The 25142-nt window shown below is 64.2% G+C and carries 24 protein-coding genes; 19 read left to right on the forward strand and 5 right to left on the reverse strand.

The genetic code is table 11. The features are described 5' to 3' along the window. Positions 1 to 17: 17 nt before the first annotated feature. Positions 18 to 1235, reverse strand: coding sequence for an ROK family transcriptional regulator (locus tag AB4Y77_RS12875; protein ID WP_442014224.1), 1218 nt, complete (start codon positions 1233 to 1235; stop codon positions 18 to 20). 144 nt (positions 1236 to 1379) lie between these two features. Between AB4Y77_RS12875 and AB4Y77_RS12880 the strand changes: the two genes are divergently transcribed. From AB4Y77_RS12880 to AB4Y77_RS12940, 13 genes are all read left to right on the forward strand, one after another. Further along, positions 1380 to 2471, forward strand: a complete 1092-nt coding sequence (locus tag AB4Y77_RS12880; RefSeq protein WP_442014225.1) for a Gfo/Idh/MocA family protein — start codon at positions 1380 to 1382, stop codon at positions 2469 to 2471. Further along, a complete protein-coding gene (locus AB4Y77_RS12885; RefSeq protein ID WP_442014226.1) occupies positions 2468 to 3295 on the forward strand; it encodes a hypothetical protein in 828 nt (275 codons plus the stop codon). Before AB4Y77_RS12880 ends, AB4Y77_RS12885 begins: the two co-directional genes overlap by 4 nt. A 102-nt stretch (positions 3296 to 3397) precedes the next feature. Then, positions 3398 to 4723 carry an ABC transporter substrate-binding protein gene (locus tag AB4Y77_RS12890; RefSeq protein WP_311214096.1) on the forward strand — a complete coding sequence of 442 codons (1326 nt, stop codon included), beginning with the start codon at positions 3398 to 3400 and terminating at the stop codon, positions 4721 to 4723. 12 nt (positions 4724 to 4735) lie between these two features. Further along, positions 4736 to 5698 (forward strand): carbohydrate ABC transporter permease, encoded by a 963-nt coding sequence (locus AB4Y77_RS12895; protein ID WP_311214095.1) that lies wholly within the window; start codon positions 4736 to 4738, stop codon positions 5696 to 5698. Beyond that, complete coding sequence (locus tag AB4Y77_RS12900; protein ID WP_311214094.1) at positions 5698 to 6591, forward strand: carbohydrate ABC transporter permease; 894 nt, start codon at positions 5698 to 5700, stop codon at positions 6589 to 6591. The genes AB4Y77_RS12895 and AB4Y77_RS12900 overlap by 1 nt, the downstream gene beginning before the upstream one ends. A 58-nt stretch (positions 6592 to 6649) precedes the next feature. Next, positions 6650 to 7429 (forward strand): sugar phosphate isomerase/epimerase family protein, encoded by a 780-nt coding sequence (locus AB4Y77_RS12905; protein WP_442014227.1) that lies wholly within the window; start codon positions 6650 to 6652, stop codon positions 7427 to 7429. Beyond that, positions 7426 to 8547, forward strand: coding sequence for a Gfo/Idh/MocA family protein (locus AB4Y77_RS12910; protein ID WP_442014228.1), 1122 nt, complete (start codon positions 7426 to 7428; stop codon positions 8545 to 8547). Before AB4Y77_RS12905 ends, AB4Y77_RS12910 begins: the two co-directional genes overlap by 4 nt. Before the next feature lie 21 nt (positions 8548 to 8568). Then, a complete protein-coding gene (locus AB4Y77_RS12915; RefSeq protein WP_442014229.1) occupies positions 8569 to 9798 on the forward strand; it encodes a Gfo/Idh/MocA family protein in 1230 nt (409 codons plus the stop codon). 1 nt (position 9799) lies between these two features. Further along, the gene (locus AB4Y77_RS12920; protein WP_442014230.1) at positions 9800 to 10801 is read left to right on the forward strand and encodes a sugar phosphate isomerase/epimerase family protein; all 1002 of its coding nucleotides are present in this window, start codon (positions 9800 to 9802) and stop codon (positions 10799 to 10801) included. Between the two features lie 3 nt (positions 10802 to 10804). Next, positions 10805 to 11692, forward strand: a complete 888-nt coding sequence (locus tag AB4Y77_RS12925; protein WP_442014231.1) for a 3-keto-disaccharide hydrolase — start codon at positions 10805 to 10807, stop codon at positions 11690 to 11692. Continuing rightward, positions 11689 to 12585, forward strand: a complete 897-nt coding sequence (locus AB4Y77_RS12930) for a TolB family protein (protein ID WP_442014232.1) — start codon at positions 11689 to 11691, stop codon at positions 12583 to 12585. Before AB4Y77_RS12925 ends, AB4Y77_RS12930 begins: the two co-directional genes overlap by 4 nt. 4 nt (positions 12586 to 12589) lie before the next feature. Beyond that, a complete protein-coding gene (locus tag AB4Y77_RS12935) occupies positions 12590 to 13621 on the forward strand; it encodes a Gfo/Idh/MocA family protein (RefSeq protein ID WP_442014233.1) in 1032 nt (343 codons plus the stop codon). Beyond that, the gene (locus AB4Y77_RS12940) at positions 13614 to 14090 is read left to right on the forward strand and encodes a heme-degrading domain-containing protein (RefSeq protein WP_442014234.1); all 477 of its coding nucleotides are present in this window, start codon (positions 13614 to 13616) and stop codon (positions 14088 to 14090) included. The genes AB4Y77_RS12935 and AB4Y77_RS12940 overlap by 8 nt, the downstream gene beginning before the upstream one ends. Positions 14091 to 14107: 17 nt before the next feature. On the opposite strand, the gene AB4Y77_RS12945 is transcribed toward AB4Y77_RS12940, so the two are convergent. Then, the gene (locus AB4Y77_RS12945; RefSeq protein WP_442014235.1) at positions 14108 to 14773 is read right to left on the reverse strand and encodes a TetR/AcrR family transcriptional regulator; all 666 of its coding nucleotides are present in this window, start codon (positions 14771 to 14773) and stop codon (positions 14108 to 14110) included. 231 nt (positions 14774 to 15004) lie between these two features. Between AB4Y77_RS12945 and AB4Y77_RS12950 the strand changes: the two genes are divergently transcribed. Next, a complete protein-coding gene (locus AB4Y77_RS12950) occupies positions 15005 to 16255 on the forward strand; it encodes an MFS transporter (protein WP_442014236.1) in 1251 nt (416 codons plus the stop codon). A 16-nt stretch (positions 16256 to 16271) separates the two neighbouring features. On the opposite strand, the gene AB4Y77_RS12955 is transcribed toward AB4Y77_RS12950, so the two are convergent. Both AB4Y77_RS12955 and AB4Y77_RS12960 read right to left on the reverse strand, forming a co-directional pair. Beyond that, positions 16272 to 16940 (reverse strand): response regulator, encoded by a 669-nt coding sequence (locus AB4Y77_RS12955; protein ID WP_442014237.1) that lies wholly within the window; start codon positions 16938 to 16940, stop codon positions 16272 to 16274. Next, entirely contained in the window at positions 16937 to 18535 is a 1599-nt protein-coding gene (locus tag AB4Y77_RS12960; protein WP_442014293.1) for a sensor histidine kinase, read from the reverse strand. Before AB4Y77_RS12960 ends, AB4Y77_RS12955 begins: the two co-directional genes overlap by 4 nt. Before the next feature lie 285 nt (positions 18536 to 18820). Here AB4Y77_RS12960 and AB4Y77_RS12965 point away from each other — a divergent pair, with 285 nt between their 5' ends. The 5 genes from AB4Y77_RS12965 (at position 18821) to AB4Y77_RS12985 (ending at position 22983) form a co-directional block, all read left to right on the forward strand. Beyond that, positions 18821 to 19825 carry a Bug family tripartite tricarboxylate transporter substrate binding protein gene (locus AB4Y77_RS12965; RefSeq protein WP_311211313.1) on the forward strand — a complete coding sequence of 335 codons (1005 nt, stop codon included), beginning with the start codon at positions 18821 to 18823 and terminating at the stop codon, positions 19823 to 19825. After that, positions 19822 to 20325, forward strand: coding sequence for a tripartite tricarboxylate transporter TctB family protein (locus tag AB4Y77_RS12970; protein WP_261611354.1), 504 nt, complete (start codon positions 19822 to 19824; stop codon positions 20323 to 20325). Before AB4Y77_RS12965 ends, AB4Y77_RS12970 begins: the two co-directional genes overlap by 4 nt. Beyond that, entirely contained in the window at positions 20325 to 21926 is a 1602-nt protein-coding gene (locus AB4Y77_RS12975) for a tripartite tricarboxylate transporter permease (protein WP_311211314.1), read from the forward strand. The genes AB4Y77_RS12970 and AB4Y77_RS12975 overlap by 1 nt, the downstream gene beginning before the upstream one ends. Before the next feature lie 57 nt (positions 21927 to 21983). After that, entirely contained in the window at positions 21984 to 22376 is a 393-nt protein-coding gene (locus AB4Y77_RS12980) for a universal stress protein (protein WP_442014238.1), read from the forward strand. Positions 22377 to 22452: 76 nt separating this feature from the next. Continuing rightward, positions 22453 to 22983: a GNAT family N-acetyltransferase gene (locus AB4Y77_RS12985; RefSeq protein WP_442014239.1), complete on the forward strand. Its 531-nt coding sequence runs from the start codon at positions 22453 to 22455 to the stop codon at positions 22981 to 22983. 5 nt (positions 22984 to 22988) lie between these two features. On the opposite strand, the gene AB4Y77_RS12990 is transcribed toward AB4Y77_RS12985, so the two are convergent. After that, on the reverse strand, positions 22989 to 25124 hold the full coding sequence (locus tag AB4Y77_RS12990; RefSeq protein WP_442014240.1) for an amylo-alpha-1,6-glucosidase: 2136 nt from the start codon (positions 25122 to 25124) through the stop codon (positions 22989 to 22991). Positions 25125 to 25142: the final 18 nt, after the last annotated feature.

Here is a 25142-nt window from a genome sequence, read left to right on the forward strand (position 1 = left end):
CCGGCACCGAACAAGGCCTAGCCCGTCGCTTGGAGCGTGGCCTCAATCACTGCCGGCGACAGGACGTGCTGGGTGACCATCTGGCTGGCGCCCAGGATGGCTGCGCGGTCACCGGCCATGGCGATGCCGATGCGCAAGTGGGTGGTGGCCAGCGGCAAGGACCGACGGTAGACCACTTCCCGGATGCCGGCCACGAGGTGTTCGCCGGCCTCCCCCACGCTGCCGCCGATGACGATCATGGACGGATTGAGCAGGTTGACCACGGTGGCCAACACGTCGCCGACGTCGCGGCCCGCCTGCCGCAGCGCCTGGATCGCTTGCAGGTTTCCTTCAGCAACGAGCCGGAGGACATCACCGCCGGTGGACGCGTCCAGCCCCTGCGTTTGCAGTTGACGCGCGACGGCGGGGCCCGAGGCGAGCGCTTCAAGGCACCCGTGGTTGCCACAACGGCAGAGGACGTCGTCGCCGCGCGGTACACGGACGTGGCCGAGGTCGCCGGCGGTGCCGTTGGCGCCCCGCTGCAACTCACCGCTGCTGATAATGCCCGCGCCGATGCCAGTGGCAACTTTGATGAACAGGAAGTTGTGGTGGTCCGGCCAGTACGCGGTTCGTTCGCCCAAGGCCATGATGTTGACGTCGTTGTCCACCAGGACGGGAACGGGCAGCGAGCGCTGCACGTACGCGACGACGTCGAATCCGTCCCAACCCGGCATGATGGGCGGTTTCACCGGCCGCCCGGTGTCGTGCTCCACGGGCCCGGGCAACCCGATTCCTATGCCGGCGAGGTCGCCGGGTTTCCGTCCGGCTTCAGCCAGGAGTTCACGGCCCGCAGCTACCACGCGGCCCAGGACAACTTCCGGCCCGTCGGCAACCTCTTGCCCTAAACGTCGCTCCGCCAGGATGGTGCCGCCGAGGTCGGTGACGGCAACAATCACGTGGGTAGCTCCGACGTCGACTGCCAGGACCACCCTCGCGGCGGGGTTGAAAGCAAAGCGCGACGGCGGCCTGCCGCCACTGGAGGAAGCCTCACCGGCGGGGCCCACCAGTCCTGAACTGATGAGTGCGTCAATGCGGGAAGCGACGGTGGAACGGGCAAGCCCCGTGGTCAGGGCAAGCTCGGCCCGGGTGCGGGCCTGGCCGTCGCGGAGGAGCTGGAAGAGGTCGCCGGCTCGCGAAAGGTTGCCAGCCTCCAGGACGGAGGTATTTCCGGCGTCGTTTCCGGTGGCGATTGTCATGCCTTTAGTGAAGCACGATTGCTTATGCGTGTCATGCAACAGAAGTTTGTCGGCAATATTTCAACTTTTGCTTGACGCTCGGCAAAAGTCCCCCTAGGTTGTGATGAGTAGCACACCAGTCCGCTTACGAAGAGGTAACTGAACTTGTCCAGCCACATAGACGCCGCACCTGCCTTGGGAGTCGGCATCCTCGGCGCCGGCCCGGTCACCCAGGCCATCCATTTGCCGTCCCTCGCCCGTCTGGGCGACATCCTCACCGTCCGCCACATCATGGACGTCGACCCCAGCGTGGCCGAGTCCGTTGCCAAACGGGTTGGCGCTGCGCACAGCACCAGCATCGATGCCCTCCTGGGCGATCCGGCCGTTGACATTGTTGCCATCTGCAGCCCGCACCAATTCCACGCAGCGCAGGTCATCGCCGCCTGCCGCGCCGGAAAGAAGGCCGTCCTCTGCGAAAAGCCCTTCGCCATGAACGCCGAAGAAGCCGCAGAGATCTCTGCGGTCAGCCAGGAAACCGGCGTACCCATCATCGTGGGCGCCATGCATACCTTCGATCCGGGCTGGCTCGCCGCAACCGACAACTGGGGAGACCTCCCGGAGGACGTCCACACGATCCGTTCATCGATCGTCCTTCCGCCCAACGCCCGCTTTGAAGACTTCGCCACCGAGATCATTACCCGACCAGCCAGCGGCGCTCCGGACTACTCGGATCCGGAGGTCATCAAGGGCGCATTGCGCGGCGGCGTCATGGGCCTGGCCATCCATGACCTCCCCTTGGTCCGCCGGTTCACCCCCGACTTCAACGAGATCGAAGTACTGGACACCCGGCATGTCCAACCGTTCGGCTACGTCATCTCGCTCCGCACCCCGAGCCGCACCATTGAGCTCCGCGCAGCCATGAACAACACCTGGAAGCCCGAATGGAGCTTCGAAGCCATCTCAGACGACGCCGCCCTCCGCGTCGACTTCACACCGTCCTACGTCCAGGCGGGCTCAGCCGTAGCCACATTCACACGCGGCAGTGAAACGACCATCCACGGACCGTTCGAGCACAACGGCTATGAAGGCGAATGGCGCGAACTGGCTGCCCTCGCAACGGGAGCCAAGCAGCCGCCCACCGCGCAAACGCTGATCGACGATCTGACGTTCGCGCTGGACATCGCGGAGGCCACCGTGGGCACGGTCGGGAACCAGCAGGCAGCCCAGACCGCCGTCTCCGAAGGAGCCAACGCATGAGCGTCCCCGTGGAAGCCCAGCACTACACCGTCCAAGCCACCCCGGCGGCGCAGGAAGCCGGCGCCGTCGCATTGGCCGTCGCTTCCCTGCCCGAATCCTTCGGTCCGGCCACTGGCGAAAACCCGCCACACGTCCAGGTCATCGCCGGACAGCCCGGCTGGACCGTGGAAGCGGCGAAGGCCGTCACCGCCGGAGCCCGTGGCATCGTGGTGGTCAACCCCGCCGCAGAAAACACCGACTCACTTCAAGCAGCCGCCCAGCAAAGCGGCACTGCAGTAGTCCTCGACCAGCGCTGGGCGTCAAACCCCGCCATTGAGGGCGCCGAGGACGCAGTTCGATCCATGGCCGGCCGGTCCGCTCTGCTCGACACCGTCGCCACCGCTCCGGTGGGAGCCGACTCCGGCGAGCTGCTCGCGGACCATCTTGCCGTCGTCGTACGCGTCGCTGGACCGCTGGGGAACCTCCGGGTCCTGGCCCGCGGACCGCATGGGTACACGGCGACGGCGGTCCTCGCCAACGGCGCGCCGGTTGCCCTTCAAGGCATCGTGACCAGCGCCCGTCCGGCCGGCGTGCACGTCGCTGTATTGACCGACGACGGCGGCGTCAGCGTCACGCTGCCGGAACCCCTTGCTGCCTGGCCGGCGACCGTCAGGGTCACGGGCCCGCAAGGCGAGCTGCTCCTCCCCACCATCTACGAATCTGCCCACCGCGCCACGTGGCGCCGGCTCAAGGAACACCTCGACGCCGGCACCATCCCCTCCGACCTGCACAGCTTCGCGGTGTTGTCGGACTCCATCACAGCCCTCACCCAGACCCACCGCTAGAAAACGCACCACCAGCCATTCAGTAAGTTGCCCTACTCAAAGTTGAGCTGGACCGGCCCAGAAAAACGCTTCTCAGCGTTACCGGTCCCGAAAGGAATCATCATGAATGTTCAGTCCGCAACGTCCCGTTCCTTCTCCCGCCGAGGTTTCCTCGGGCTGACGGCAGCAGCTGCTTCAGTACCGCTGCTGGCCGCTTGTGGCGGCGGCTCCGCAACCCAGGGCGGTGGCGGCGGCGCCGGCGGGACCATCAAGTTCTGGGACATGCCGTGGGCAACACCGGCTTACAACGACGCCGCCAAGAAGATCGCTGAAGGCTTCTCCGGAACCAACAGCAAGGCCAGCTACCAGATCATCCAGTGGAACAACTTCTACCAGACCTTCTCCTCGGCCATCGCGTCCAAGACCGGTCCGGCAGTATCCACCGGTGGTGGTTTCCAGGCCTTCCAGTTCGAGCAGCAGGGCCAGATCGCCTACGCGGACAAGGTTATTGAGAAGCTGAAGTCCAACGGACAGTTCGATGACTTCCTGCCCGGCGTGGTTGAACCGTTCAAGACCGACAAGGGCTACGTCGCGGTTCCGTGGCAGCTGGATATCCGGCCCCTCTGGTACCGCAAGTCCCTGTTCGAGAAGGCCGGAGTGGATGTCCCCACGGACTGGGCTTCGCTGCTTGAGGCCGGCAAGAAGATGAAGGGTATCGGCGCTGTCGGCTTCGCTACGGGCTCCGGTGCCGGCAACAACATCGGAAACCACCTGATGATCATGATGATGTTGAACAACGGTGGCGGCGTCTTCAGCAAGGACGGCGGCCAGCTGGATGTCATGAACGACCGCAACGTGGAGGCTATCGAGTTCATGCTGGAGCTGGTCTCCAACGGCGTGGTTGATCCCGCAGCTGTCAGCTACACCACGGACAACCTGAACGCCCAGTGGAAAGACGGCAAGGCCGCGTACGGCATGTTGACCCTGGGTGTTCCCGAGCGTGTAGGTGACACCTCCGGCGACATCGTGGTGGCCAGCCCCATCGCCGGTCCACACGGCGACAAGGCATCACTGATCTTCCCGAACAACATCATGATGTACTCCAACACCCCGTCGCAGGAAGCGTCCGAAGAGTTCGTGGTCTACTACCTGGGCAAGCTCAAGGAACTGTGGCAGCAGAAGCTCATGAATGCCCTGCCGGTGTTCAAGTCCATCACTGAAATGCCCGAATTCACGGCTGACCCGAACAACGTCAAAATCGTCAAGGAATACGTGCCGATCGCTAAAACCTTCGCGGCCCAGGGAACAGCTCTCAGCGCCGATCTCGCTGCCCTCGACGGCGGCCAGGCCTTGAACCAGTTCACGCAGACCGTGCTGACAGGCAAGACCGATGCCAAGTCCGCACTGCAGGCCTTCGAATCCGGCCTCAAGTCAGTCCTGAAGAAGTAGGCGGCCCGCACCATGTCCTCCACTACAGCACCGTCCGGCCTGGCCCGGGCCCGCAAGGGGTTGGCCCCCGGTGGGCCCGGGGGCGGGTCGGGCAACCGCAAAAGCAAACTGTCGGCGCAAACATCCAGGACGTTCTTCTGGCTCCTGCTCCCCTCGGTCATCCTGCTGGTCCTGATCCACGGCTACCCGCTCTTCCAAGCAGGAATCCAAGCTACGCACGACGGGAACCTGATCCAAACCGGTGACTTCGTCGGAATCGAGAACTTCCAGCAGGTCCTGGCCTCACCCGCCTTCTGGAAAGCTGCCCAGTTCACCTTGCTGTTCACCATCGTCGGCGTGTTTGGCTCCTGGGCCGTCGGCCTCGGACTGGCCCTGCTCCTCCGCACCAAAATCCCCGCCGGGGGAACCTTCAAGGTGCTGCTGCTCCTGCCTTGGGTGGTCCCCATCGTGGTCTCTTCCACGGCATGGAACTGGCTGGTAGCAACCCCGGACAGCCTCATCCCGTCGATCTTCAGCAACCTCGGACTCGGCACACCACTGTTCCTGGCGGACCCCACCCTGGCAGCCGTGACCGTCATGATCTTCAAAGTCTGGGTCTCGTTCCCCTTCATGATGATGATGACCTCCGCAGCCCTGGCCTCCGTGGACAACACCGTTTACGAAGCTGCCAACATGGACGGCGCCAGCCGATACCAGCAATTCACCCAAATCACCCTGCCGCTGATCGCCCGCTCCACGTACATCTCGTGGATCCTCATGACGATCTTCTGCGTCAACGACTTCCCCACCATCTACCTGCTCACCGGCGGCGGACCCGTTGACGCCACCACCTCCTTGGTTGTCCTGGCCTACCGCACGGTCTTCCAGGACTTCGCTACCGGTCCCGGCGTCGCCATCGCCTTCCTCATGACCATCACCCTGGTAGTCGTCTCGGTCATCCTGTACCGCCAGATCCGAAAGTCGAGCGTCGAATAATGAGCGCAGTACTGCACGCCCACCCCGAATCCGGGCCCGCACTCGGCGTCGCCTCCACCGGCAAAGCCCGCCGCACACTGTCTGAAGCCGGCATGCGCGGACGCTGGTGGCGGTTCGTCCTGATCCTGGTCATCACCGCGATCGTCCTGGTCCCCATCATGGTCACCGTCATCCTGGCCCTGACTCCAGCACCGAACAGCACTGCCACAGGCCTGACCTTCGAGAACATCACCGGCGTCTTCTCCAAGACCCTCGCCGGCGTTTGGCTGCAGAACAGCCTCGTCACCACCCTGTCCACCGTCCTGGTCTCCGTCGCCGTCGCCGCGCCTGCCGGCTACGTGCTCTCCCGCGGCCGCTCCAAAGCTGTCTCCGGCTATTCCCTGCTGCTCTTCGTCATGCAGTCCCTGCCGATCATCACCTCGGTGGTCCCGCTGTTCATCCTCTTCGCCGCCATGGGACTGGTGGACAACCTCATGGGCCTGACCATCATCTACGTCGGCTCCACCATGACCGTGGCTACCTGGATGATGGCCGCGTACTTCGACTCCATCCCCATCAGCCTCGAAGAGGCCTCCTGGATCGATGGATGTTCAGTGTTCGGCTCCTTCACCAAAGTGGTCCTCCGCAACTCGCTGCCCGGCGTCCTCTCCACCGCGATCTTCGCTTTCCTCCTGGCCTGGAACGACTACCTGGTAGCGATCGTGTTCCTGCGCTCCAACGAGATCTTCACCCTCCCCATGGGCGTCCAGTCCTTCTTCCAGCAGAACAACACCGACTGGTCCGGAGTCATGGCCCTGGCCGTGATCATGATGCTCCCGCCCATCATCGTCTTCGCAGCCCTGAACAAATACTTCAGTGTCGGCGGAATCGGCGGATCCCTCGCAGGCCGCTAGCTAGACTGGCCGCACGTCCCTGAATTCACGGAAAATCCAACTCCCGAAAAGGAACCCAATGTCTTACTCACTCCAGCTGTATACCCTCCGCAACGCCATCCAGGAGGACCTGCCTGGAACCATCAAGAAGGTTGCCGAGATCGGTTTCACGCAGGTTGAGCCGTACAACTTCGTGGCCACCGCCAAGGAACTCGGCGCGGCGTTGAAGGAAAACGGCCTCACTGCTCCCTCCGGTCACGCCCCGCTGTTGAGCCAGGACCAGGACGAGATCTTTGCCGCCGCCAAGGAACTGGGCATCACCACGGTCATTGATCCCTACCTCCCCGCGGAGCACTGGCAGGATGCCGAGACCATCCAGGCCACGGCCGCCAAACTCAACGCTGCAGCCAAGAAGGGCGCCGAGTACGGCATCCGCGTGGGTTACCACAACCACGCCTGGGAGCTGGAGTCCACCATCGAGGGCACGACCGCACTGGAGTACTTCGAAGGACTGCTGGATCCCGAACTCGTCCTCGAAGTCGACACCTACTGGGTGGCCGTTGGCGGGCAGGACCCCGTGGAACTGTTGGCACGCCTCGGCGACCGCGTGAAACTCATCCACATCAAGGACGGCCCGGGCAACACCGACACCAAGGCCCAGCAGCCCGCTGGCCAAGGCACCATCCCGGTGCTGGACGTCATCGCCGCAGCCAAGTCCCTGGAAGTTGGCGTGGTGGAGTTCGACGACTACGCCGGTGACATCTTCCAAGGCATCACGGAGAGCCTGGCATACCTGACCGCCGCGGCCAGCGCAGAGGCAGCGGCCAGCGCAGAGGCAGCAGAAGGAGCCAAGGCATGACCTTCGCACCGTCCACCCGCAAAGGCCCCGTCGGCGTTGCCGTCATCGGCGCGGGCAACATCAGCAAGCAGTACCTGGACAACCTCACGGTCTTCCCCGACCTGAAAGTCCTGGTCATCGCGGACCTCTTTGTCGAGGCCGCCGAAGCACGGGCCAAGGAATACGGGATCGCCGAGTTCGGTACGCCCGAGCTGGCACTGAACCATCCCGACGTCGAAATCATCGTGAACCTGACCATCCCGGCAGCGCACGTCGAGGTGGCCACGGCGGCTGTCAACGCGGGCAAGCACGTCTGGACTGAGAAACCCTTCTCACTGGACCGCGAGTCCGGGCTTGGCCTGCTCAAGGCCGCTGACGCCGCCGGCATCCGCCTCGGCACCGCCCCGGACACGTTCCTGGGCGCAGGGTTGCAGACGGCCCGCCGCATCATCGAACGCGGCGACATCGGCACCCCGCTGACCGGAATGACCACCTTCCAGACCCCCGGCCCCGAGTCGTGGCACCCGAATCCCGCGTTCTTGTTCCAGCACGGCGCCGGTCCCCTGTTCGACATGGGCCCGTACTACCTGACCGCCCTGATCCAGACCTTCGGATCGGTCCGCAAGGTAGCCGCCGTCGGCTCCTCCGCCAAAGCGACCCGCATCATCGGTTCCGGGCCCAAGGCCGGCGAGGAATTCGCCGTCGAGGTTCCCACGCACGTTTCCGCGATGGCGCAGTTCGAGGGCGGCCAGTCCAGCCACAGCGTGTTTTCCTTCGAGTCACCGCGCCTGCGGATGGGCTTCGTGGAAATCACCGGCTCCGAAGCGACCCTGTCCTTGCCGGACCCGAACAACTTCGACGGCGACCTGAAGCTGTGGCGTCCGGGCGCGGAAGAACCGGAGATCATCCCTGCTACCGGACCGGCCAACGGCCGTGGCCTGGGCGTGCTGGACATGGCCCGGGCCTTGCGTGCCGGCACCGCCCACCGCGCCACCGGCGATCTCGCCTACCACGTGCTGGACAGCATGGTCTCGATCGCCGAATCCGTGGAATCGGGCGCGTTCGTGGACGTCAACAGCAACGCACCCGTCTCGGCTGCCCTCCCTGAGGACTGGGCACCCGAAACAGCCACACTCTAAGAAGCAGCGAGGAAGAAGAACATGACCACCCCCGCCCACCCATCCGACCACACGCCTACCAGGGACAACGGCCAAGCATCCTCGCCGGCCTCGCGCGGGGATAAGTCCCCGTTGGGGGTTGCCGCCATTGGCTACGCCTTCATGGGGAAGGCCCACTCGAATGCGTGGCGGAACGTGGCCAGTTTCTTCGACGTCCCGGCCTTCGAGCAGAAAGTGCTCGTCGGCCGGGACGCCACCCAGGTAGCGGAGGCCGCAGCCAAGTACGGCTGGGCCGAGTCTGCCACGGATTGGCGTTCCGTGATTGAACGGGACGACATCCACATCATCGATATCTGCGCGCCGGGCTGGATGCACGCCGAAATCGCCATCGCCGCACTGGCCGCCGGTAAGCACGTGCTCGTGGAAAAGCCGCTGGCCAACACCCTGGGTGAGGCCGAGTTGATGGTGGCCGCAGCCGCCTCCGCGCGGGCCAACGGCGTCCAGTCCATGATCGGCTTCAACTACCGCCGGGTCCCCGCCCTGGCGCTGGCCCGTGAACTCATCGCCGAAGGACGCCTCGGCACCATCCGGCACGTCCGCGCCGCGTACCTGCAGGACTGGCTCTCCGACGCCGAGTCCCCCATGACCTGGCGCCTCCGCAAGGAAACCGCCGGTTCCGGCGCGCTGGGCGACATCGCATCGCATGCCATCGACCAGGTCCTCTTCCTCTTGGGTGACTCCGTCACCGAGGTCTCCGGCCGCCTGCACACCTTCGTGGACCGCCGCCCCGGACCGGATGGGCTGGAAGACGTCACGGTCGACGACGCCGCCTGGGCCACGCTGTCCCTCGCCTCCGGGGCAATCGCCTCGGTGGAAGTGTCCCGGGTAGCCACGGGCCAGAAGAACTCCCTCAAACTCGAAATCTATGGCGACAAGGGCACCATCCTCTTCGACCTCGAAGCCCTGAATGAGCTCGGGTTCCTGGACGCCACCGTGCCAGTCCGTGAGCAAGGTTTCCGCAGGATCCTGGTCAACGAACCCGAACACCCCTACCTCGAAGCGTGGTGGCCGCAGGGCCACATCATCGGCTGGGAACACACCTTCACCCACCAGATCCGCGACTTCCTCACCGCCATCGCGGCCCGTGAGGCTCCGTCGCCGTCGTTCGAAGAAGGCCTGAACGTCCAGCACATCCTCGCCGCCGTGGAAGAGTCCGCCGCCGCCAAAAGCTCACTGATCCAGCTCAACGCAACCACTATTGAAGGAGCCTGACATGCCCCGCCCGTACACCCTGTTCACCGGCCAGTGGGCCGACCTCCCCTTCGAGGAAGTCGCGCGCCTAGCCTCGGGCTGGGGCTACGACGGCCTGGAAATCGCCGTCTCCGGAGACCACCTGGACGCCTGGCGCTGGGACGAACCCGGCTACGTTGACTCCAAACTCGCCATCCTGGAGAAGTACAACCTCAAAGTCTGGGCCATCTCCAACCACCTCAAAGGCCAAGCAGTCTGCGATGACCCCATCGACTTCCGCCACGAAGCCATCGTCGGCTCCCGTGTCTGGGGCGACGGGGAACCCGAAGGCGTCCGCCAACGCGCCGCAGAAGAAATGAAACACACCGCCCGCCTCGCCCGCGCCCTGGGTGTGGACACCGTAGTCGGGTTCACCGGGTCTTCCATCTGGCAATACGTCGCCATGTTCCCGCCCGTCCCCGAGAAGGTCATCGAGGCCGGCTACCAGGACTTCGCCGACCGCTGGAACCCCATCCTGGACGTCTTCGACGAAAACGGGGTCCGCTTCGCCCACGAAGTCCACCCCTCCGAGATCGCCTACGACTACTGGACCACCGTCCGCACCCTCGAAGCGATCGGCCACCGGCCCGCGTTCGGCCTGAACTGGGACCCCTCCCATTTCATGTGGCAAGGCATCGACCCCGTCTCCTTCATCTGGGACTTCAAAGACCGGATCTACCACGTGGACTGCAAAGACACCAAGCTCCGCCCCACCGGCCGGAACACCGTCATGGGCTCCCACCTGCCCTGGGGCGACCCCCGACGCGGCTGGGACTTCGTCTCCGCCGGACGCGGCGACGTGCCCTGGGAATCATCCTTCCGCGCCCTCACCGCCATCGGCTACGACGGACCCATCTCCGTGGAATGGGAAGACGCCGGCATGGACCGCCTCCACGGCGCCCCCGAAGCCCTCGCCGCCCTCAAAAAGTTCGACTTCCCCGCCTCACAAACGTCCTTCGACGCCGCGTTCAGCAGCAAAGACTAGCGCGTGGCTGAGACAGAAACGCACGACGACGGCGGGTTCGTCCCGCTGTTCGACGGCACCACCTTGGCCGGCTGGCGGGCGGTGCCGCGCGTCTACGGGACCGAATACCCGGGCGGCCCTGCCCTGCTGGACCGCTTTGCTGATCTGGGGCTGACGCCGCCGGTGGAACCGGAGAAGCACCCCGCCCACTGGTTCGTGGAAGACGGTGTTCTGGTGGGCGAACAGGACTCCCCGGGCAGCGGCTACGGCGGCTACCTGGTGACTGAAAAGGCCTACGGCGACTTTGAGCTCGTTCTGGAAATGCGCCCGGACTGGCCCGCGGATACCGGCGTGATGATCCGTCGCCGGCCGGACACGTGGGAAGGCTTCCAAGTCCTGGTGGACCACCGGCCTTCGGGCGGCATCGGCGGGTTCTTCGGCAATGGACTCGCCAGTTTCTCGGCCGTTCCGTTTGCCGTGGACGTCGCGCGCGACGCCTCCGGGCAGCCAACCCGTCTGATAGCCGATGATCCAGCCACGTCCGTGGAACCTGTCACGGAAGAAAAGCGTGCCCGCCTGGCGTACGCGGCCGACGTCGACGACTTCCTCAGGGCTTGGCGCTGGGACGACTGGAACGAGCTCCGCATCCGCTGCGTTGGCGCGCTTCCGGTCATCACCACCTGGATCAATGGAGTGAAGATCGCTGAGCTGGACACCGCCACCCTGGACTCGCCCAACTTCAACCCCGCCGATGTTCTGGACGTCCTGGGCGAGCAGGGGCACATCGCGCTGGAAGTGCACGACAACGATGACATGTTCGGCGAAGCCCGCTGGGGCAAAGGTGCACAATGCCGCTGGCGGAACATCCGCATCAAAGAACTCACGCCTGTGGGCACGGAGGTGACCGCATGATCCGCACCCTTCACCCAAGCCAGCGCTGCGAGGTGTGGGTCGCGTCTGTGGGCGGCCAGGCCGAGCTGGTGTACTCCACCGATGACGTGCTGCTGGAGGCTCCCAACTGGACCCTCGACGGCGGGGCACTCGTCCTCAACGGGGACGGAAAATTGTGGCGCTTGGATCTGTCCACCAGGTCTCTGGACGCCGTACCGTTGACGGGCGTTCCTGACCTGAACAATGATCACGTCCTGGCCCCCGACGGCGAAACAATCTTCCTCTCCGCGAACGACGGCCACATCTACCGAGCCTCGCTGTCCGGTGGTCCGGCCAGCTTGATCACCGAGGAGGACGGTACGTTCCATTTCCTCCACGGCGTCAGCCCCGACGGCAAGGAGCTCGCCTACGTGGGAATCGAGGCAGGTGACTTTACGCAGCCGGGCAAGCTGATGACCATAGCGTCCGACGGCGGCGCTACCGCCCGCGTTGATGTTGGTCCCGGCCACTGCGACGGGCCGGAATACTCGCCCGACGGCAAGTGGCTCTACCTGAACACAGAGTCCTTCACCTCGGCACCCGGCCACGCACAACTGGCCAGGGTCCGGGTGGACGGCAGCGTGTTCGAGCAGCTCCTTGAGTCCGGCACCGTCGACTGGTTCCCGCACCTTTCGCCGGACGGCCAGTACTCCACTTATGTCCGGTTCCCCATCGGAACGGAAGGCCACCCCGCTGACTTGCCGGTCGCCGTCGTGCTCGTTTCGACCGAGGACTGGACCACTCCCCTCCATACATGGCCACTTTTCGGCGGCCAAGGTACCCTCAACGTCAACAGCTGGTCGCCGGACTCCGGGCGCTTTGCGTTTGTGGCGTACCCACGCGGTGACTCGTTTCAAGATTCAGCAAAGGACTAAGCACGTGACCCTCAGCAATGGCACCTCCGACGGAACGATCCGCTGGGGAATCCTCGGCACCGGATTCATCGCCGGGCTGCAAACGAAAGACCTGAACGAGAACGGCTTCACTGTGCAGGCTGTGGGGTCCCGTTCGCTGGAATCGAGCGCAGCGTTCGCCGAGCAGTACGGCGTGGCAACCGCGCACGGCAGCTATGAGGATCTGGTGGCTGACCCCTTGATTGACGTGGTGTACATCGCCACGCCGCACCCGTTCCACCACGCGAATGCCCTGCTGGCACTGAATGCTGGAAAGCATGTCCTGGTGGAGAAGGCGTTCACCATGAACGCCCGCGAGGCGCAGGACATCGTTGACCTCGCGGAATCCAAGGGGCTCGTTGCCTTGGAGGCCATGTGGACGCGGTTCCTCCCGCACATGATCCGCATTCGCGACGTCATCGCTGCCGGCACCATCGGGGAGGTCCGCAAGGTGGTGGCCAGCCACAACCAGAGCCTCCCCCAGGACCCTGCCCACCGGCTCAACGATCCAGCGCTCGGCGGCGGAGCGCTGCTGGACCTGGGCATCTACCCGGTCTCCTTCGCGTTCGACATCCTGGGCACCCCGGCCGCAATCCGGGCCAGCGCCTCCATGTCGGCCACCGGCGTGGACCGGCAGACCGCCGCGATCTTCGAGTACGCCAACGGCGCCCAGGCCCTTGTGGACTGCGAACTCGATGCTGCCAGCGCCAACCGCGCCATGGTGATCGGGACTGACGGCTGGATCGACATCGAACACACTTGGTACAACCCCGTTCCCTTCACGGTTCATGCCGTGGATGGGAGCGTTGTTGAACGGTATGACCAGCCCGTGTCCAGCCGTGGAATGCAGTTCCAAGCCGCTGAACTGGAACGCCTGATCCGCGCCGGCGAGACTGCTGGGACCATTCTGCCGCCGGCCGAGACCGTGGCCATCATGGCTGCCATGGACGAGATCCGGAAGCAGATCGGGCTGAGCTACGAGTCCGACGCCGTCTTGGAAGGGACTAACAATGACTGATTCACCGCGCCTCGCTGAGCTGCGCCAGCAGGAAGAAGAGCTGGTCTTCGCTGCGTTTGATCACCATGACGCATGGCGGCTCGGATCGCTGATAGCCAACCATGCCATCGCCTCGGAATTCGGGGTAGCGATCGACATTCGCCGGCACAACATTGTGCTCTTCCACTGCGTCCTTCCCGGGGCCACGGCCGACCAGGAAGAGTGGGTCCGCCGCAAGTCCGCGTCGGTGCTGCGGTTCGAGCACAGCACGGCGTTGTTGTCAGAGCAGTTTTCAGCCCGCGGGCACAGCCCCATCGGCGGCGGCTGGCTCGCTCATGAGGACTACACCCTGGCCGGAGGTTCGTTCCCCCTCCGTGTCCGCGGCGCCGGCGTGATCGGTGCGATCACAGTGGCCGGACTTGCCTCGGACGAAGACCACCAGTTGGTGGTGGATGGCATCCGGAACTATCTGAAGACGGTGGGGGTTTAGAGCGACGCGGCAATGCGTCAGCCCTGTTGGCGGGGTTGTAGAAGTGTGTGTGCCTCGTGTATTTCCAGGGCTGGCACTGGAAGCTCTGTAGGCCCGGACTTCGAGGTACTCAGTCCGTCCAAGACGATCCACAGGTAGCGGAGGTACAACCGGTCGGTGTCACCGCGCCCTTCGGGCACTGTCCCGTCCTGGACTGTGCCCGAAATATCGGTCAGGGCGATCTGGAGGAATATCAGGTCGGTGCCTGTGACATCCCCGCGGAGAGATCCGGCCTCGCGCGCCCTGGAAGCGATTTGGTCAACCAGCGGGGCAAGCCGATCGCGTTGCTGGTCATAGTGGTCGGGCCATGTGCGCCCTGCAAGCATCTGAGCCATGCCCCGGTCGGCGGCCTGTGCAGCAAGGGACTTTTCAAGGTACAGCACCAGCCCGTCCCATGGGTCCGGTGCCGCAAGCGCTTCCTGCAGGATAGCCTCCAGCTCATCCACCTGCTGGTGCCAGATGGCTTCGATCAGCTCCTCTTTGTTGGCGAAGCGCCGGTAGGCGGTACCTACTCCAACACCGGCATGGTGGGCCACGTCGTTGAGCGTGGCAGTCAGTCCGCGTCGCGCAAACAGGTCCCGTCCGGCGGCGATAAGGAGGTCACGGTTGCGGGCAGCATCCTTACGCAATATTTGCTGTGGCATCGTCCCAGCCTAACAAGTGGATGCCTAATATCCGATTATCTGCTAATGTGAAATAAGTGGATGCAAACTATCCGCTTAACAACCACTGGGGCAACGTAGTCGAGAGCGGCGCCGTTCACCGCCAGGATTACCCGCTTGGCTGCGGGCCCACAACGCCAACGAATGTTGAGCCATTCGTGTGCCCTCGGTCTTTCCTCGCGATATAGCTCCCCGTTCCGAAAGGACGCCCTTATGCCCTCCACTCAAGCCCCGACTGATGTATCGACGGGAGATATCACCGCCGATACTGCAGCCCGGCAGCGGCTCCCCTTGCTCGTGTGGATGCTCGGCGTTGTCACTTTCGTCATGGGCACTACGGAGATGATCGTGGCCGGACTTCTGCCACAGGTTGCATCCTCTCTCGAGGTAACGATCCCCCAGGCGGGGCTGCTCATCACTGTTTACGCACTGGGAATGGTGATCGGAACTCCCATCATGTCGATTGCCACCTTGCGACTTCCCCGTAGAGCGACGCTCATCATGGCGCTGCTCTTGTTCGCGGTTGCCCACGTCGTGGCCGCTTCCACCGACGACTTCGCGATCGTGCTCAGTGCCCGCTTCGTCGCAGCGATAGCCACTGGAACGTTCTGGGCTATAGGCGCTGTTGTTGCAGCAGCCGCCGCAGGTCCTGAGGCTGGAGCGAAAGCGATGGGAATCATGGTTGGCGGCGTCACCCTCTCAACAGTCCTTGGCGTGCCCATCGGTACCGCTGCTGGGCAACTCCTTGGCTGGCAGGGACCATTCTGGGGTCTCGCTGTGCTTGCCGCGGGCTGCGCAGTTCTTCTATGGAAGGTGCTCCCCGGAAGTAAAGCCACGGACGGGAAAGCCAACCTTCGCGCCGAATTCCGACGCCTGCGCAACACCCGACTCTGGGTCATTTACGTCGCAACCGCGCTCATCCAAGCCGCTTTCCTCGGCGTCTACAGCTACATCGCTCCACAGCTGACCGAACGTGCCGGTATGGCAGAAGCCATCGTGCCCCTCATTATGATCGCTTACGGCGTCGGCGCCCTGGCCGGCACCACCATCGGCGGCCGATTCGGTGACCGCCGCCCCTACAGCGTGATCGGTATCGCCGTAGCCGGACTCATCATCACCATGGCCGCGCTCTTACTCTGGGGCAGCGACCCCATCATCGCGATCCTGTTCTTCACCCTTATGGGCTTGTTCGGATTCGCTGCGGCCCCGGTCCTCGTCTCAGAAGCGCTCCAGACTGCCGGACCGGACGGGGTGCTCCCGATCGCGTTGAGCAACTCATTCTTCAACATCGGCGTCGCCGTTGGGTCCGGCCTCGGAGGCGTTGCGATCGCATCATCCCTGGCCGAACAGGGCGTACCGGCGATCGGCTTGGTCCTCACCATTGCCGCCGCGGTACCCTGCATCGGGCTCGGCCTCACTGCAAAAAAGACAATACGAGACCAAGACCAGCCCCTAACCGCATGAGCCGCGCGACCAGGGCTCACCGCCCCTTCAGTACATATCGCCGTTCAGGACGTCCGACGCCGTACTTGAGTCTGACTTCCAGCGCCCCCTCATCGTGGAGGTACTCAAGGTAACGGCGGGCGCTGACGCGGGAGGTCCCGAGTTGCTCGGCAACCTCCGCCGCGGACACGTCGCCCTGCGCGGACTTGAGTGCGGCTTCCACCAGCTCCAGGGTCTCCACGCTGCAGCCTTTGGGCAAAATCCGCTCGGAAATGCCCAGCCCGAAAACGCGGTTCACATCTGATTGCTCAGCTTCCACCTTGGACGCATCCAGGCCCTGGTAGGCGCTGAGGTAGTGCTCCAGCCGCTCCTGAAGATCCGACTGGGAGAATGGCTTGATCAGGTAATGGACTATGCCACCACGCAGTGCCTTACGCACGGTCTCCACTTCGCGGGCGGCGCTGATCACCAGTACATCGAGGTCCGGGGCAACATCCCGGAGTTGGTGCATGAGTTCCAGCCCGTTGATGTCCGGCAAGTGGATGTCCAGCAGCACCAGGTCTGGCTGCAGCCGCTCGGTTTCAATCAAGGCCTGGGCGCCGGTGTGTGCCACGCCTACCACCTCGAACCCCGGGGTTCGCTGGATAAAGCCGGCGTGGACTTTGGCCACCATGAAGTCGTCGTCCACAATCAGAACCTTGATCACCGCTGGTGTGCCCCTCTACTGATGCCTGAGTCGGTCTTGCTGAACTGCGCAGTAAACACAGCCCCGTTGTCGTTGGATACCGAGAGGTCGCCTCCGGAGCGCCGGCAGATCACCCGTGACAACGCCAACCCAAAACCGCGGGCATCGCCCGGTCCGGGCTCTTTCGTGGAGAAGCCCTGCCGGAAAATGTCCTCAGCGGAGCCGGAGGGCACGCCCGGTCCATTGTCCCGGACGGTGACCGTGACTCCGTCCGGCGAGTTGACCACCAACACGCGGACCGAAGCCCCGGCGCGGCCAGTGACGGCGTCGAACGCGTTATCCACCAAGTTTCCCACCACGGTGGTGAGGTCCCTGGAGAGCTCCTCGCGAACACGCGGAAGGCCGGACTGCGGATCCAACTGCAGTTCCACGCCGCGCTCGGTGGCCAGGCTGGCTTTGGCGATGAGGAGGGCGGCGAGCGCGGGGTCTTCGATGCGGCTGGTGACATCGTCATTGAGCCGGGTGCGGTCCACGGTGGCGCCGTTGACGAACTGCACCACGGAGTCGTATTCGCCAATCTGGATCAGGCCGGAAATGACGTGGAGTTGGTTGGCGAACTCGTGGGCTTGGGCCCTCAGGGTGTCCGTGACTGTGCGCGTGGCGCCGAGTTCACTTTCCAGGGATGACAGCTCGGTCCGGTCCCTCAGCGTTGTCACCGAGCCGATATCGCGGCCGTGCGAGCGGAGGGCCACACGGTTCATGACCACCAACCGTTCACCCACCAGCACCAGTTGATCGGGGTCGGATTGTTCGCGGGTCAGGACGATTTTCAGTGCCGGATCCACGTGCAGGGAGCGGAGCTTTTTGCCGACGCAATCCGGGGGCAGGCCCAGGAGTTCACGGGCGCTCTGGTTGGCCACCGTGACGCGCTCGTGCGGGTCCAAAGCGACGACGCCTTCTTTCAGGCCCTGCAACATGGCCTCCCGGTTTTCCACCAGCCCAGTGATCTCGCGCGGCTCCATGCCCAGGGTCTGCCGTTTGACGCGGCGGGACAACAGGAGGGATCCGGCGACGCCCAGGACGCTGGCAACACCCAGATAGGTGAGGAGGTTGGGCACGGCATCGCCCAGGCGCTCGATGGTGGAAGGGTAGTTCCGGCTGATGGAGGCTACGCCGATCATGATTCCGGCGTCGTCCAGGACAGGAACGTGGGCGGAAAGTACTGCCCCTCCGCCGGCCGGCAGGACGCCGGTCCACGCCCGCCCCTCCATGACCCTGCTTTCACCGAGGGGAAGCGACTGTCCTACCAGGCTTGGATCGGACGAGGCCACCACTGTCCCATCCAGCTTGGCGAGGGCCACGTGGGAGGACCCCGATACGGTGCGGACGGATTCGGCCACAGCGGGGAGGGCTGAACCGGCGCGGGGTTCCGCGGTGGGCAGCAAGGCGCGGACGGTGGGGTTGTTGCCCAAAGCCTCGGCAGCGGAAAGCGCCCTGCGGCCTTCGGTCCGTTCAAAAACAGCGGCCGATTGGGCGAGTGAAATGGCCACCACGGCCACCAGGACGGCCAGGACAATGAGCAACTGCAGCACAAGGTATTGCCCTGCCAGGGACATCCCTCTTCTTCGAGACAGTCGGGTCACTGCGTTGGTTCCTTTGGTGGTGCCGGTGATTGGAGGGCTTCTGGGGGTCGCTCCGTGTGGCGTACCGGAACTATACCGCAGGGGCGCAGAAGACCAGCTCAGGCCTGTGTACGCAGCAAAAACCCGTGAACGCAATGAACTTAAAGATCACTGCGAACACAAGAGTGATCCCTATCACTTACGCGCCTAGCATCAAAACAGCGGGGCACAACGCTGATTGCCCTGCACCGAATTTTCAAAGATGAGAAGAGGAACACCATGCGCCAGATCCGCGCATTGCGAGTCGCCGCCGTCGCCGCCGGCATCGCCCTGATGGCCACCGCATGCGGTGCCACAGGTAAGTCCACCGGTTCTGAAAGCTCCGGGGCAGCAGGACCCGTCACCGGTCTCCAGATCATGGTTCCGAATACTCCCGGCGGTGGCTACGACACCACGGCCCGGGCCGCCGCCAAGGTGCTGGACGACGAGAAGATCTCCACCAACACCGAGGTGTTCAACCTTGCCGGGGCCGGCGGCACGGTGGGCCTCGCCCGCATCGTCAACGAAAAGGGCAACGGCGACCTCACCATGCTCATGGGCCTGGGCGTCGTGGGAGCCAGCTACACCAACAAGTCCGAGTCCAAGCTGACCGAGACCACCCCGTTGGCAAAGCTGATCGAAGAACCCGGCGCCATCATGGTGGGCAAGGACTCCCCGTACAAGACCATTGATGATCTGGTGAAGGCCTGGAAGGCCAACCCCGCTTCCATCTCAGTTGGCGGCGGCTCCTCGCCTGGCGGCCCGGACCATCTCCTGCCGATGCAGTTGGCGGGCGCTGTTGGCATCGACGCTACCAAGGTCAACTTTGTTTCGTACGACGGCGGTGGCGACCTTTTGCCCGCCATCCTCGGTAACAAGCTTGGTTTCGCCGCTTCCGGTGCAGGCGAGTACTTGCAGCAGATCAAGTCCGGCGAGATCCGTGTCCTGGCCACCAGTGGCGAGAACCGTTTGGAGGGCGTGGATGCTCCCACGCTGAAGGAGTCCAACATTGACTTGGTCTTCACGAACTGGCGCGGCATCGTGGCCCCTCCGGGCATCAGCGAAGACGATAAGAAGTCTTTGATCGCGGCCCTTGAGAAGATGCACGCATCTGCAGGTTGGAAGGAAGCGCTGAAGACCCACAGTTGGTCTGACGCCTTTGTTACCGGCGACGAGTTCAAAACCTTCCTGACGGACCAGGACAAGCGCGTGGCGGATGTCCTCACCAAGCTCGGGTTGGCGTGAGCTCCATAGCCACAGGCCTTAAAGGCCGCGCCGAGCTGGGGGTAGCCCTCCTGCTCGGCGCGGTGGGCGTCTTGGTCTTCCTGGACGCGAACGGCCTGGTGACCCCGTACTCGCAGTCGGACCCGGTTGGTCCGAAGACTGTTCCGTTCATTGTTTCGGGCCTTCTGATCGTGTGCGCCATCCTCCTTGCCATTAACGTCCTCCGCGGCGGCAAGGGTGAGGCCGAAGGCGGCGAAGACGTTGACCTGGCCCACCCTGCGGATTGGAAGACCGTCCTCCCGCTGGCCGGAGCGTTCATTCTGAACATCCTGCTCATCGACTGGGCCGGCTGGGTCATCTCCGGCACCGTCCTGTTCTGGGGCAGTGTCCTGGCACTTGGCAGCCGCCGCTACATTCGTGACTTCCTCATCTCCGTGGCCCTGGCCTTGTTGACCTTCTACGGCTTCTACCTCGGCCTGGGCATCGCACTGCCTGCCGGGCTCCTGGAAGGAATCCTCTGATGGACGTCTGGTCCTCCTTGATGGACGGTTTCGCCACCGCCCTGACCCCCATGAACCTCTTGTTCGCCGTGATCGGCGTCCTCCTGGGCACCGCCGTCGGCGTTCTTCCTGGACTGGGCCCGGCCATGACTGTGGCTTTGCTTCTTCCGGTGACCGCTGCGTTGGAGCCCACCAGCGCCTTCATCATGTTCGCCGGCATCTACTACGGCGGCATGTTCGGCGGTTCCACTACCTCGATCCTCCTCAACACACCGGGTGAATCGTCGTCGGTGGTGACGGCCATCGAAGGCAACAAGATGGCCAAAGCCGGCAGGGCCGCGCAGGCCCTTGCTACAGCGGCCATCGGTTCCTTCATCGCCGGTACCATCGGCACCGCACTGCTGGCAGTGTTCGCACCCATTGTGGTGCAGTTCGCCGTGAGTTTGGGCGCTCCGAGCTACTTCGCCATCATGGTCCTTGCCCTGCTGGCCGTCACCGCAGTCCTTGGCTCCTCAAGGCTCCGCGGGTTCGCGTCGCTGGCCCTCGGCCTGGCCATTGGTCTGGTGGGCATCGACTCCGTTACCGGACAACGACGCCTCACCTTCGGCCAGCCCCTGCTGGTGGACGGTTTGGACATCGTGGTGGTTGCTGTTGCGATCTTCGCCGTGGGTGAGGCCCTCTGGGTTGCCGCCCATCTGCGCCGCACGCCGCTTCACGTCATTCCCGTGGGCCGTCCCTGGATGGGGAAGAAGGACTGGGCACGTTCCTGGAAGCCGTGGCTCCGGGGCACTGCCTTCGGCTTCCCCTTCGGCGCTTTGCCGGCCGGTGGCGCAGAAATCCCCACGTTCCTCTCGTATGTCACTGAGAAACGGCTGAGCAAGCATCCGGAAGAGTTCGGCAAGGGCGCGATTGAAGGCGTCGCCGGACCGGAGGCCGCCAACAATGCGGCCGCTGCCGGAACACTGACCCCGATGCTGGCACTCGGCCTGCCCACCAACGCAACCGCCGCCGTCATGCTCGCAGCCTTCACCTCCTACGGCATCCAGCCCGGCCCCCAGCTTTTCTCGAGCCAAGGTCCCCTGGTGTGGGCACTGATCGCAAGCCTCTTCATCGGCAACTTCCTGCTCCTGCTCATCAACCTGCCCTTGGCGCCGGTGTGGGCGAAGCTGCTGCAACTCCCCCGCCCGTACCTCTACGCAGGCATTCTGTTCTTCGCCACCCTGGGCGCCTACTCGGTGAACCTGCAGGCCTTCGACTTGGTGATCCTGCTGGTACTCGGCGCTTTGGGCTTCATGATGCGGCGCTTCGGACTTCCGGTCCTGCCGCTGATCCTCGGAGTGATCCTGGGTCCGCGCATCGAAGGCCAGCTTCGCAAGACGTTGCAGTTGAGTGCCGGCGATCCCGCGGGCCTGTTCAGCGAACCCATCGCGATCGTGGTCTACATCATCGTGGCGATCATCCTGGCCTGGCCGTTCATCTACAAGCTCATCCGGCGCAACCGGCCCGTGCCAGCCACAATGATCCCGGGTAATTCCGGGGCGACTGTCCCGAGGGAAGCCGGCGGCGTAAACCACGGCAGCCACCGCGCGGACGGAACGGCAGACGGTGACGGCGACGGCTAGCCTGGCGCCTGGCAAGGCCGGCCGCCTCCCCAACAACAAGTACAACAAGGAGAAACCATGACCATCGTGGTGGGATACGTCCCCACACCAGAAGGCGAAGCAGCGCTGACTCAGGCCATCGCCGAGGCCAAGAAGAGCAACGACACCCTCCTGGTCATCAACTCATCCAAGGGCGACGCGTTGGTGGACAACCGCTACGCCCAGGAACCGGACATCCAGAGCATCGAGGAGCGCCTGGCCGAGCACGGCATCCAGCACATCATCAAGCAGCCGATCCGCGGCCACGATGCCGCTGCCGAAGTCCTGGACGCCGCCGACGAAAACGACGCAAGCCTGATCGTTATCGGCCTCCGGCGCCGCAGCCCCGTAGGCAAGCTCATCATGGGCAGCGTCTCCCAACGGATCCTGCTGGAGGCGGACTGCCCGGTCCTGGCGGTCAAAGCCGACTAGGAGTTTTCGTCCAGCTAATGCCCTTAAGATTCGTTCTTAGGGGCATTACCTGTACAAAAACTCCCGGGGGGACCACGTGACTGAAACCATCCGCACCGCAACAACGCACGACGCCGGGAAGCTGGCTGAGCTCGCCGCCGTCACCTTCCCGCTGGCGTGCCCGCCAGGTTCGTCGCCTGCTGACATTCAGGCCCACCTCGAAAAGACGCTGAGCGAGCCAAACTTTGAGGAATACCTCGCCGACGCGAACATCACCATCGTGGTGCTCGACGACGACGGACAGCTCCTCGGGTACACCATGCTTATTGCCAAGCCGGCCACCGACCCCGACGTCGCCTCGGTTCTTTCCGCTCTCCCCTCCACGGAGTTGAGCAAGTGCTACGTGCACCCCGACCATCATGGCAAGGGTGCCGCATCACAACTCATCAAAGCCTCCCTGGCCGATGCGGCGGACAAGGGCGCATCAGGGGTGTGGCTGGGCGTGAACAGCGAGAATGCCAAGGCCATCCGCTTCTACGAGAAGAGCGGTTTCCAGCGCGTAGGCACCAAGTCCTTCACACTCGGCAACACTGTGGAACACGACTTCGTCATGGAGCACCAGCTCTAAAAACGCTAGCCGAACAGATCCCCTGTCAACGGCGGCCGGGGATCGGATCTCAATTCGAGCCCTGCCGGCAGCCCGGTCACTGTACCGGAAGAACCGGAGGCCTGCACCGTGATCCGCGAGCGCCCCAGCAGCACGTTGTCCGCGCGGAACGACCCATAAGCGTCGGGCAATATCGGCGCCAGGTGCAGGACGTTCCGGGTGAAGTCAGGATCGAAGCGCAGCAGGATCCGGGCCAGTTGCACGGGCGCCGCAGCCGCCCACGCTTGCGGGGAACACGCCGTCGGGTACGGAACCGGCTCCGCGAAGTCGCTGCGGTCAAAGCCGCAGAACAACTCCGGAAGTTGACCGCCAAAGTGCTCGGCGGCGTCGAACAATCCGCTCGCAATCCGGCTGGCTTCCTTCACGAAGCCGTACCGCATGAGCCCTGTGGCGACCAGCGCGGTATCGTGCGGCCAGACGGAGCCGTTGTGGTAGCTGACGGGGTTGTACGCGCCCATGTCCGAACCCAAAGTCCGGATGCCCCACCCCGTGAACATCTCGGGCGACATCAGCCGCTCCGCCACCAGCGGTGCCTTGTCCTCGTCCACGATGCCCACCCACAGGCAGTGCCCCATGTTGGACGTACAGGAATCCACGGGCTTCTTGTCCTTGTCCAGAGCCAACGCAAAGTAGCCGCGGTCCGGGAGCCAGAAGGCCTCGTTGAAGGCGGCCTTCAGCGTTTCGGCGCGGTCCGCGCAACGGCGTTCGACGGCGGTGTCGCCGGCCGACCGTGCCAGCAGTGAACGCCCAACGTACGCCGCGTAGGCGTAGGCCTGCACCTCGCAGAGGGCGATTGGGGCCTCAGCCATCCGGCCGTCCGCGAAGTTGATGCCGTCCCAGGAGTCCTTCCAGCCTTGGTTCACCAGTCCATGGCTGTTTGGCCGCTGGTATTCGATGAAGCCGTCACCGTCGCGGTCGCCGTACTGCTCCATCCATTCGATGGCACGGTCGGCGTGCGGAAGGAGCGAGTCGATGATGTCCGTGCCAAGGCCCCATCTGCTGAGCTCGCCCAGCGTGGAAACGAACAGGGGCGTCGCGTCTGCGGTTCCGTAGTAAGCGGTCCCGCCCAAGGCGAGTCCCGCCGTGACCCCCAGCCGCACCTCGTGGGGCATCCGTCCAGGTTCTTCCTCGGAGTCGACGTCAACCTTGGTTCCTTGCAGCGCTGCCAGGGTTTGCAGGGTACCGGCTGCCAGATTGGGATCCACCATGAGCGACATGTAAGAGGCCAAGAGTGAGTCGCGGCCAAACAGCGCCATGAACCATGGGGCGCCGGCGGCCACCGCTGCACGTCCTGGGTGGGCGGGGTCGAAGATCCGCAGCGAGCCCAGATCGCGTTGGCTCCGCTCCAGGACTTCCTCCACGTTGGCATCGGACACGGCAATCCTGGGGACGTGCTCTTCCCAGGCGGCGTGGCGGCGGACGCCGGGGGTGTGGTGCAGCGGAGTGGTTTCGGTGAAGGGATCGTTGGGGCCTTCTCCGTTGACCAGGGGAAGCGCGATGATGCTGGTGGACCATTGGCTGCGCGCGGGGATAGTGATGTGGAATTTCAGTCCTTCGTCGGAGACCTTGGCGCCCGAGGCCCGGAAGGACACACCCCTGCGTTGACCGCTGGAGTGGAGGGAGTCGATATGCAGTTCCTTCTTGTGCGCCTTCTTCGTAGGTATCCCGGCCTTGTTGGCCCTGCCGCCTTTGACGTCGAAGAGGTCGGCCAGGTCGGCGTCGATCAGTAGTTCAATCTCGCAGGGAGCGGCCTGCCCGGAGTAGTTCCTGACGGTGATGTCGTCCCGCAGGCCGGCACCCACGTGCCGTTGATGCTGGACCACCAGAGGGCTGTCGAACCTGCCATCCGCTGAGCATGCCCTGCCGACGTATTCGGCCTGGAAGGCGGTGGGATTCCTGGCTACAAGCGGTTCCCTCAGGGCCCCGTTGACCCGCAGGATCCAGCGCGAGACTATCCGCGTGTCCTGGTAGTACGCACCTTGGGACCCACCTCCGTGGATGTCACCCGAGTGCGAGGAAATACAGAAGGATGAACCTTCGACGACGGTGACGGCACCGAGCTCTGACGCTCCGGCTTCAGTGTCTTCGTTCCAAGCGGTCATGGCCAACCGGCTTCCTCG

This window comes from Paenarthrobacter sp. YAF11_1 (genome assembly GCF_052113445.1).
Lineage (GTDB): Bacteria > Actinomycetota > Actinomycetes > Actinomycetales > Micrococcaceae > Arthrobacter.

Coding starts and splice junctions, on each gene's coding strand:
- AB4Y77_RS12875 (WP_442014224.1), bottom strand. CDS start 1,235: ATGACAATCGCCACCGGAAACGACGCCGGAAATACCTCCGTCCTGGAG.
- AB4Y77_RS12885 (WP_442014226.1), top strand. CDS start 2,468: ATGAGCGTCCCCGTGGAAGCCCAGCACTACACCGTCCAAGCCACCCCG.
- AB4Y77_RS12890 (WP_311214096.1), top strand. CDS start 3,398: ATGAATGTTCAGTCCGCAACGTCCCGTTCCTTCTCCCGCCGAGGTTTC.
- AB4Y77_RS12895 (WP_311214095.1), top strand. CDS start 4,736: ATGTCCTCCACTACAGCACCGTCCGGCCTGGCCCGGGCCCGCAAGGGG.
- AB4Y77_RS12900 (WP_311214094.1), top strand. CDS start 5,698: ATGAGCGCAGTACTGCACGCCCACCCCGAATCCGGGCCCGCACTCGGC.
- AB4Y77_RS12905 (WP_442014227.1), top strand. CDS start 6,650: ATGTCTTACTCACTCCAGCTGTATACCCTCCGCAACGCCATCCAGGAG.
- AB4Y77_RS12910 (WP_442014228.1), top strand. CDS start 7,426: ATGACCTTCGCACCGTCCACCCGCAAAGGCCCCGTCGGCGTTGCCGTC.
- AB4Y77_RS12915 (WP_442014229.1), top strand. CDS start 8,569: ATGACCACCCCCGCCCACCCATCCGACCACACGCCTACCAGGGACAAC.
- AB4Y77_RS12920 (WP_442014230.1), top strand. CDS start 9,800: ATGCCCCGCCCGTACACCCTGTTCACCGGCCAGTGGGCCGACCTCCCC.
- AB4Y77_RS12930 (WP_442014232.1), top strand. CDS start 11,689: ATGATCCGCACCCTTCACCCAAGCCAGCGCTGCGAGGTGTGGGTCGCG.
- AB4Y77_RS12940 (WP_442014234.1), top strand. CDS start 13,614: ATGACTGATTCACCGCGCCTCGCTGAGCTGCGCCAGCAGGAAGAAGAG.
- AB4Y77_RS12945 (WP_442014235.1), bottom strand. CDS start 14,773: ATGCCACAGCAAATATTGCGTAAGGATGCTGCCCGCAACCGTGACCTC.
- AB4Y77_RS12950 (WP_442014236.1), top strand. CDS start 15,005: ATGCCCTCCACTCAAGCCCCGACTGATGTATCGACGGGAGATATCACC.
- AB4Y77_RS12960 (WP_442014293.1), bottom strand. CDS start 18,535: ATGTCCCTGGCAGGGCAATACCTTGTGCTGCAGTTGCTCATTGTCCTG.
- AB4Y77_RS12965 (WP_311211313.1), top strand. CDS start 18,821: ATGCGCCAGATCCGCGCATTGCGAGTCGCCGCCGTCGCCGCCGGCATC.
- AB4Y77_RS12975 (WP_311211314.1), top strand. CDS start 20,325: ATGGACGTCTGGTCCTCCTTGATGGACGGTTTCGCCACCGCCCTGACC.
- AB4Y77_RS12980 (WP_442014238.1), top strand. CDS start 21,984: ATGACCATCGTGGTGGGATACGTCCCCACACCAGAAGGCGAAGCAGCG.
- AB4Y77_RS12990 (WP_442014240.1), bottom strand. CDS start 25,124: ATGACCGCTTGGAACGAAGACACTGAAGCCGGAGCGTCAGAGCTCGGT.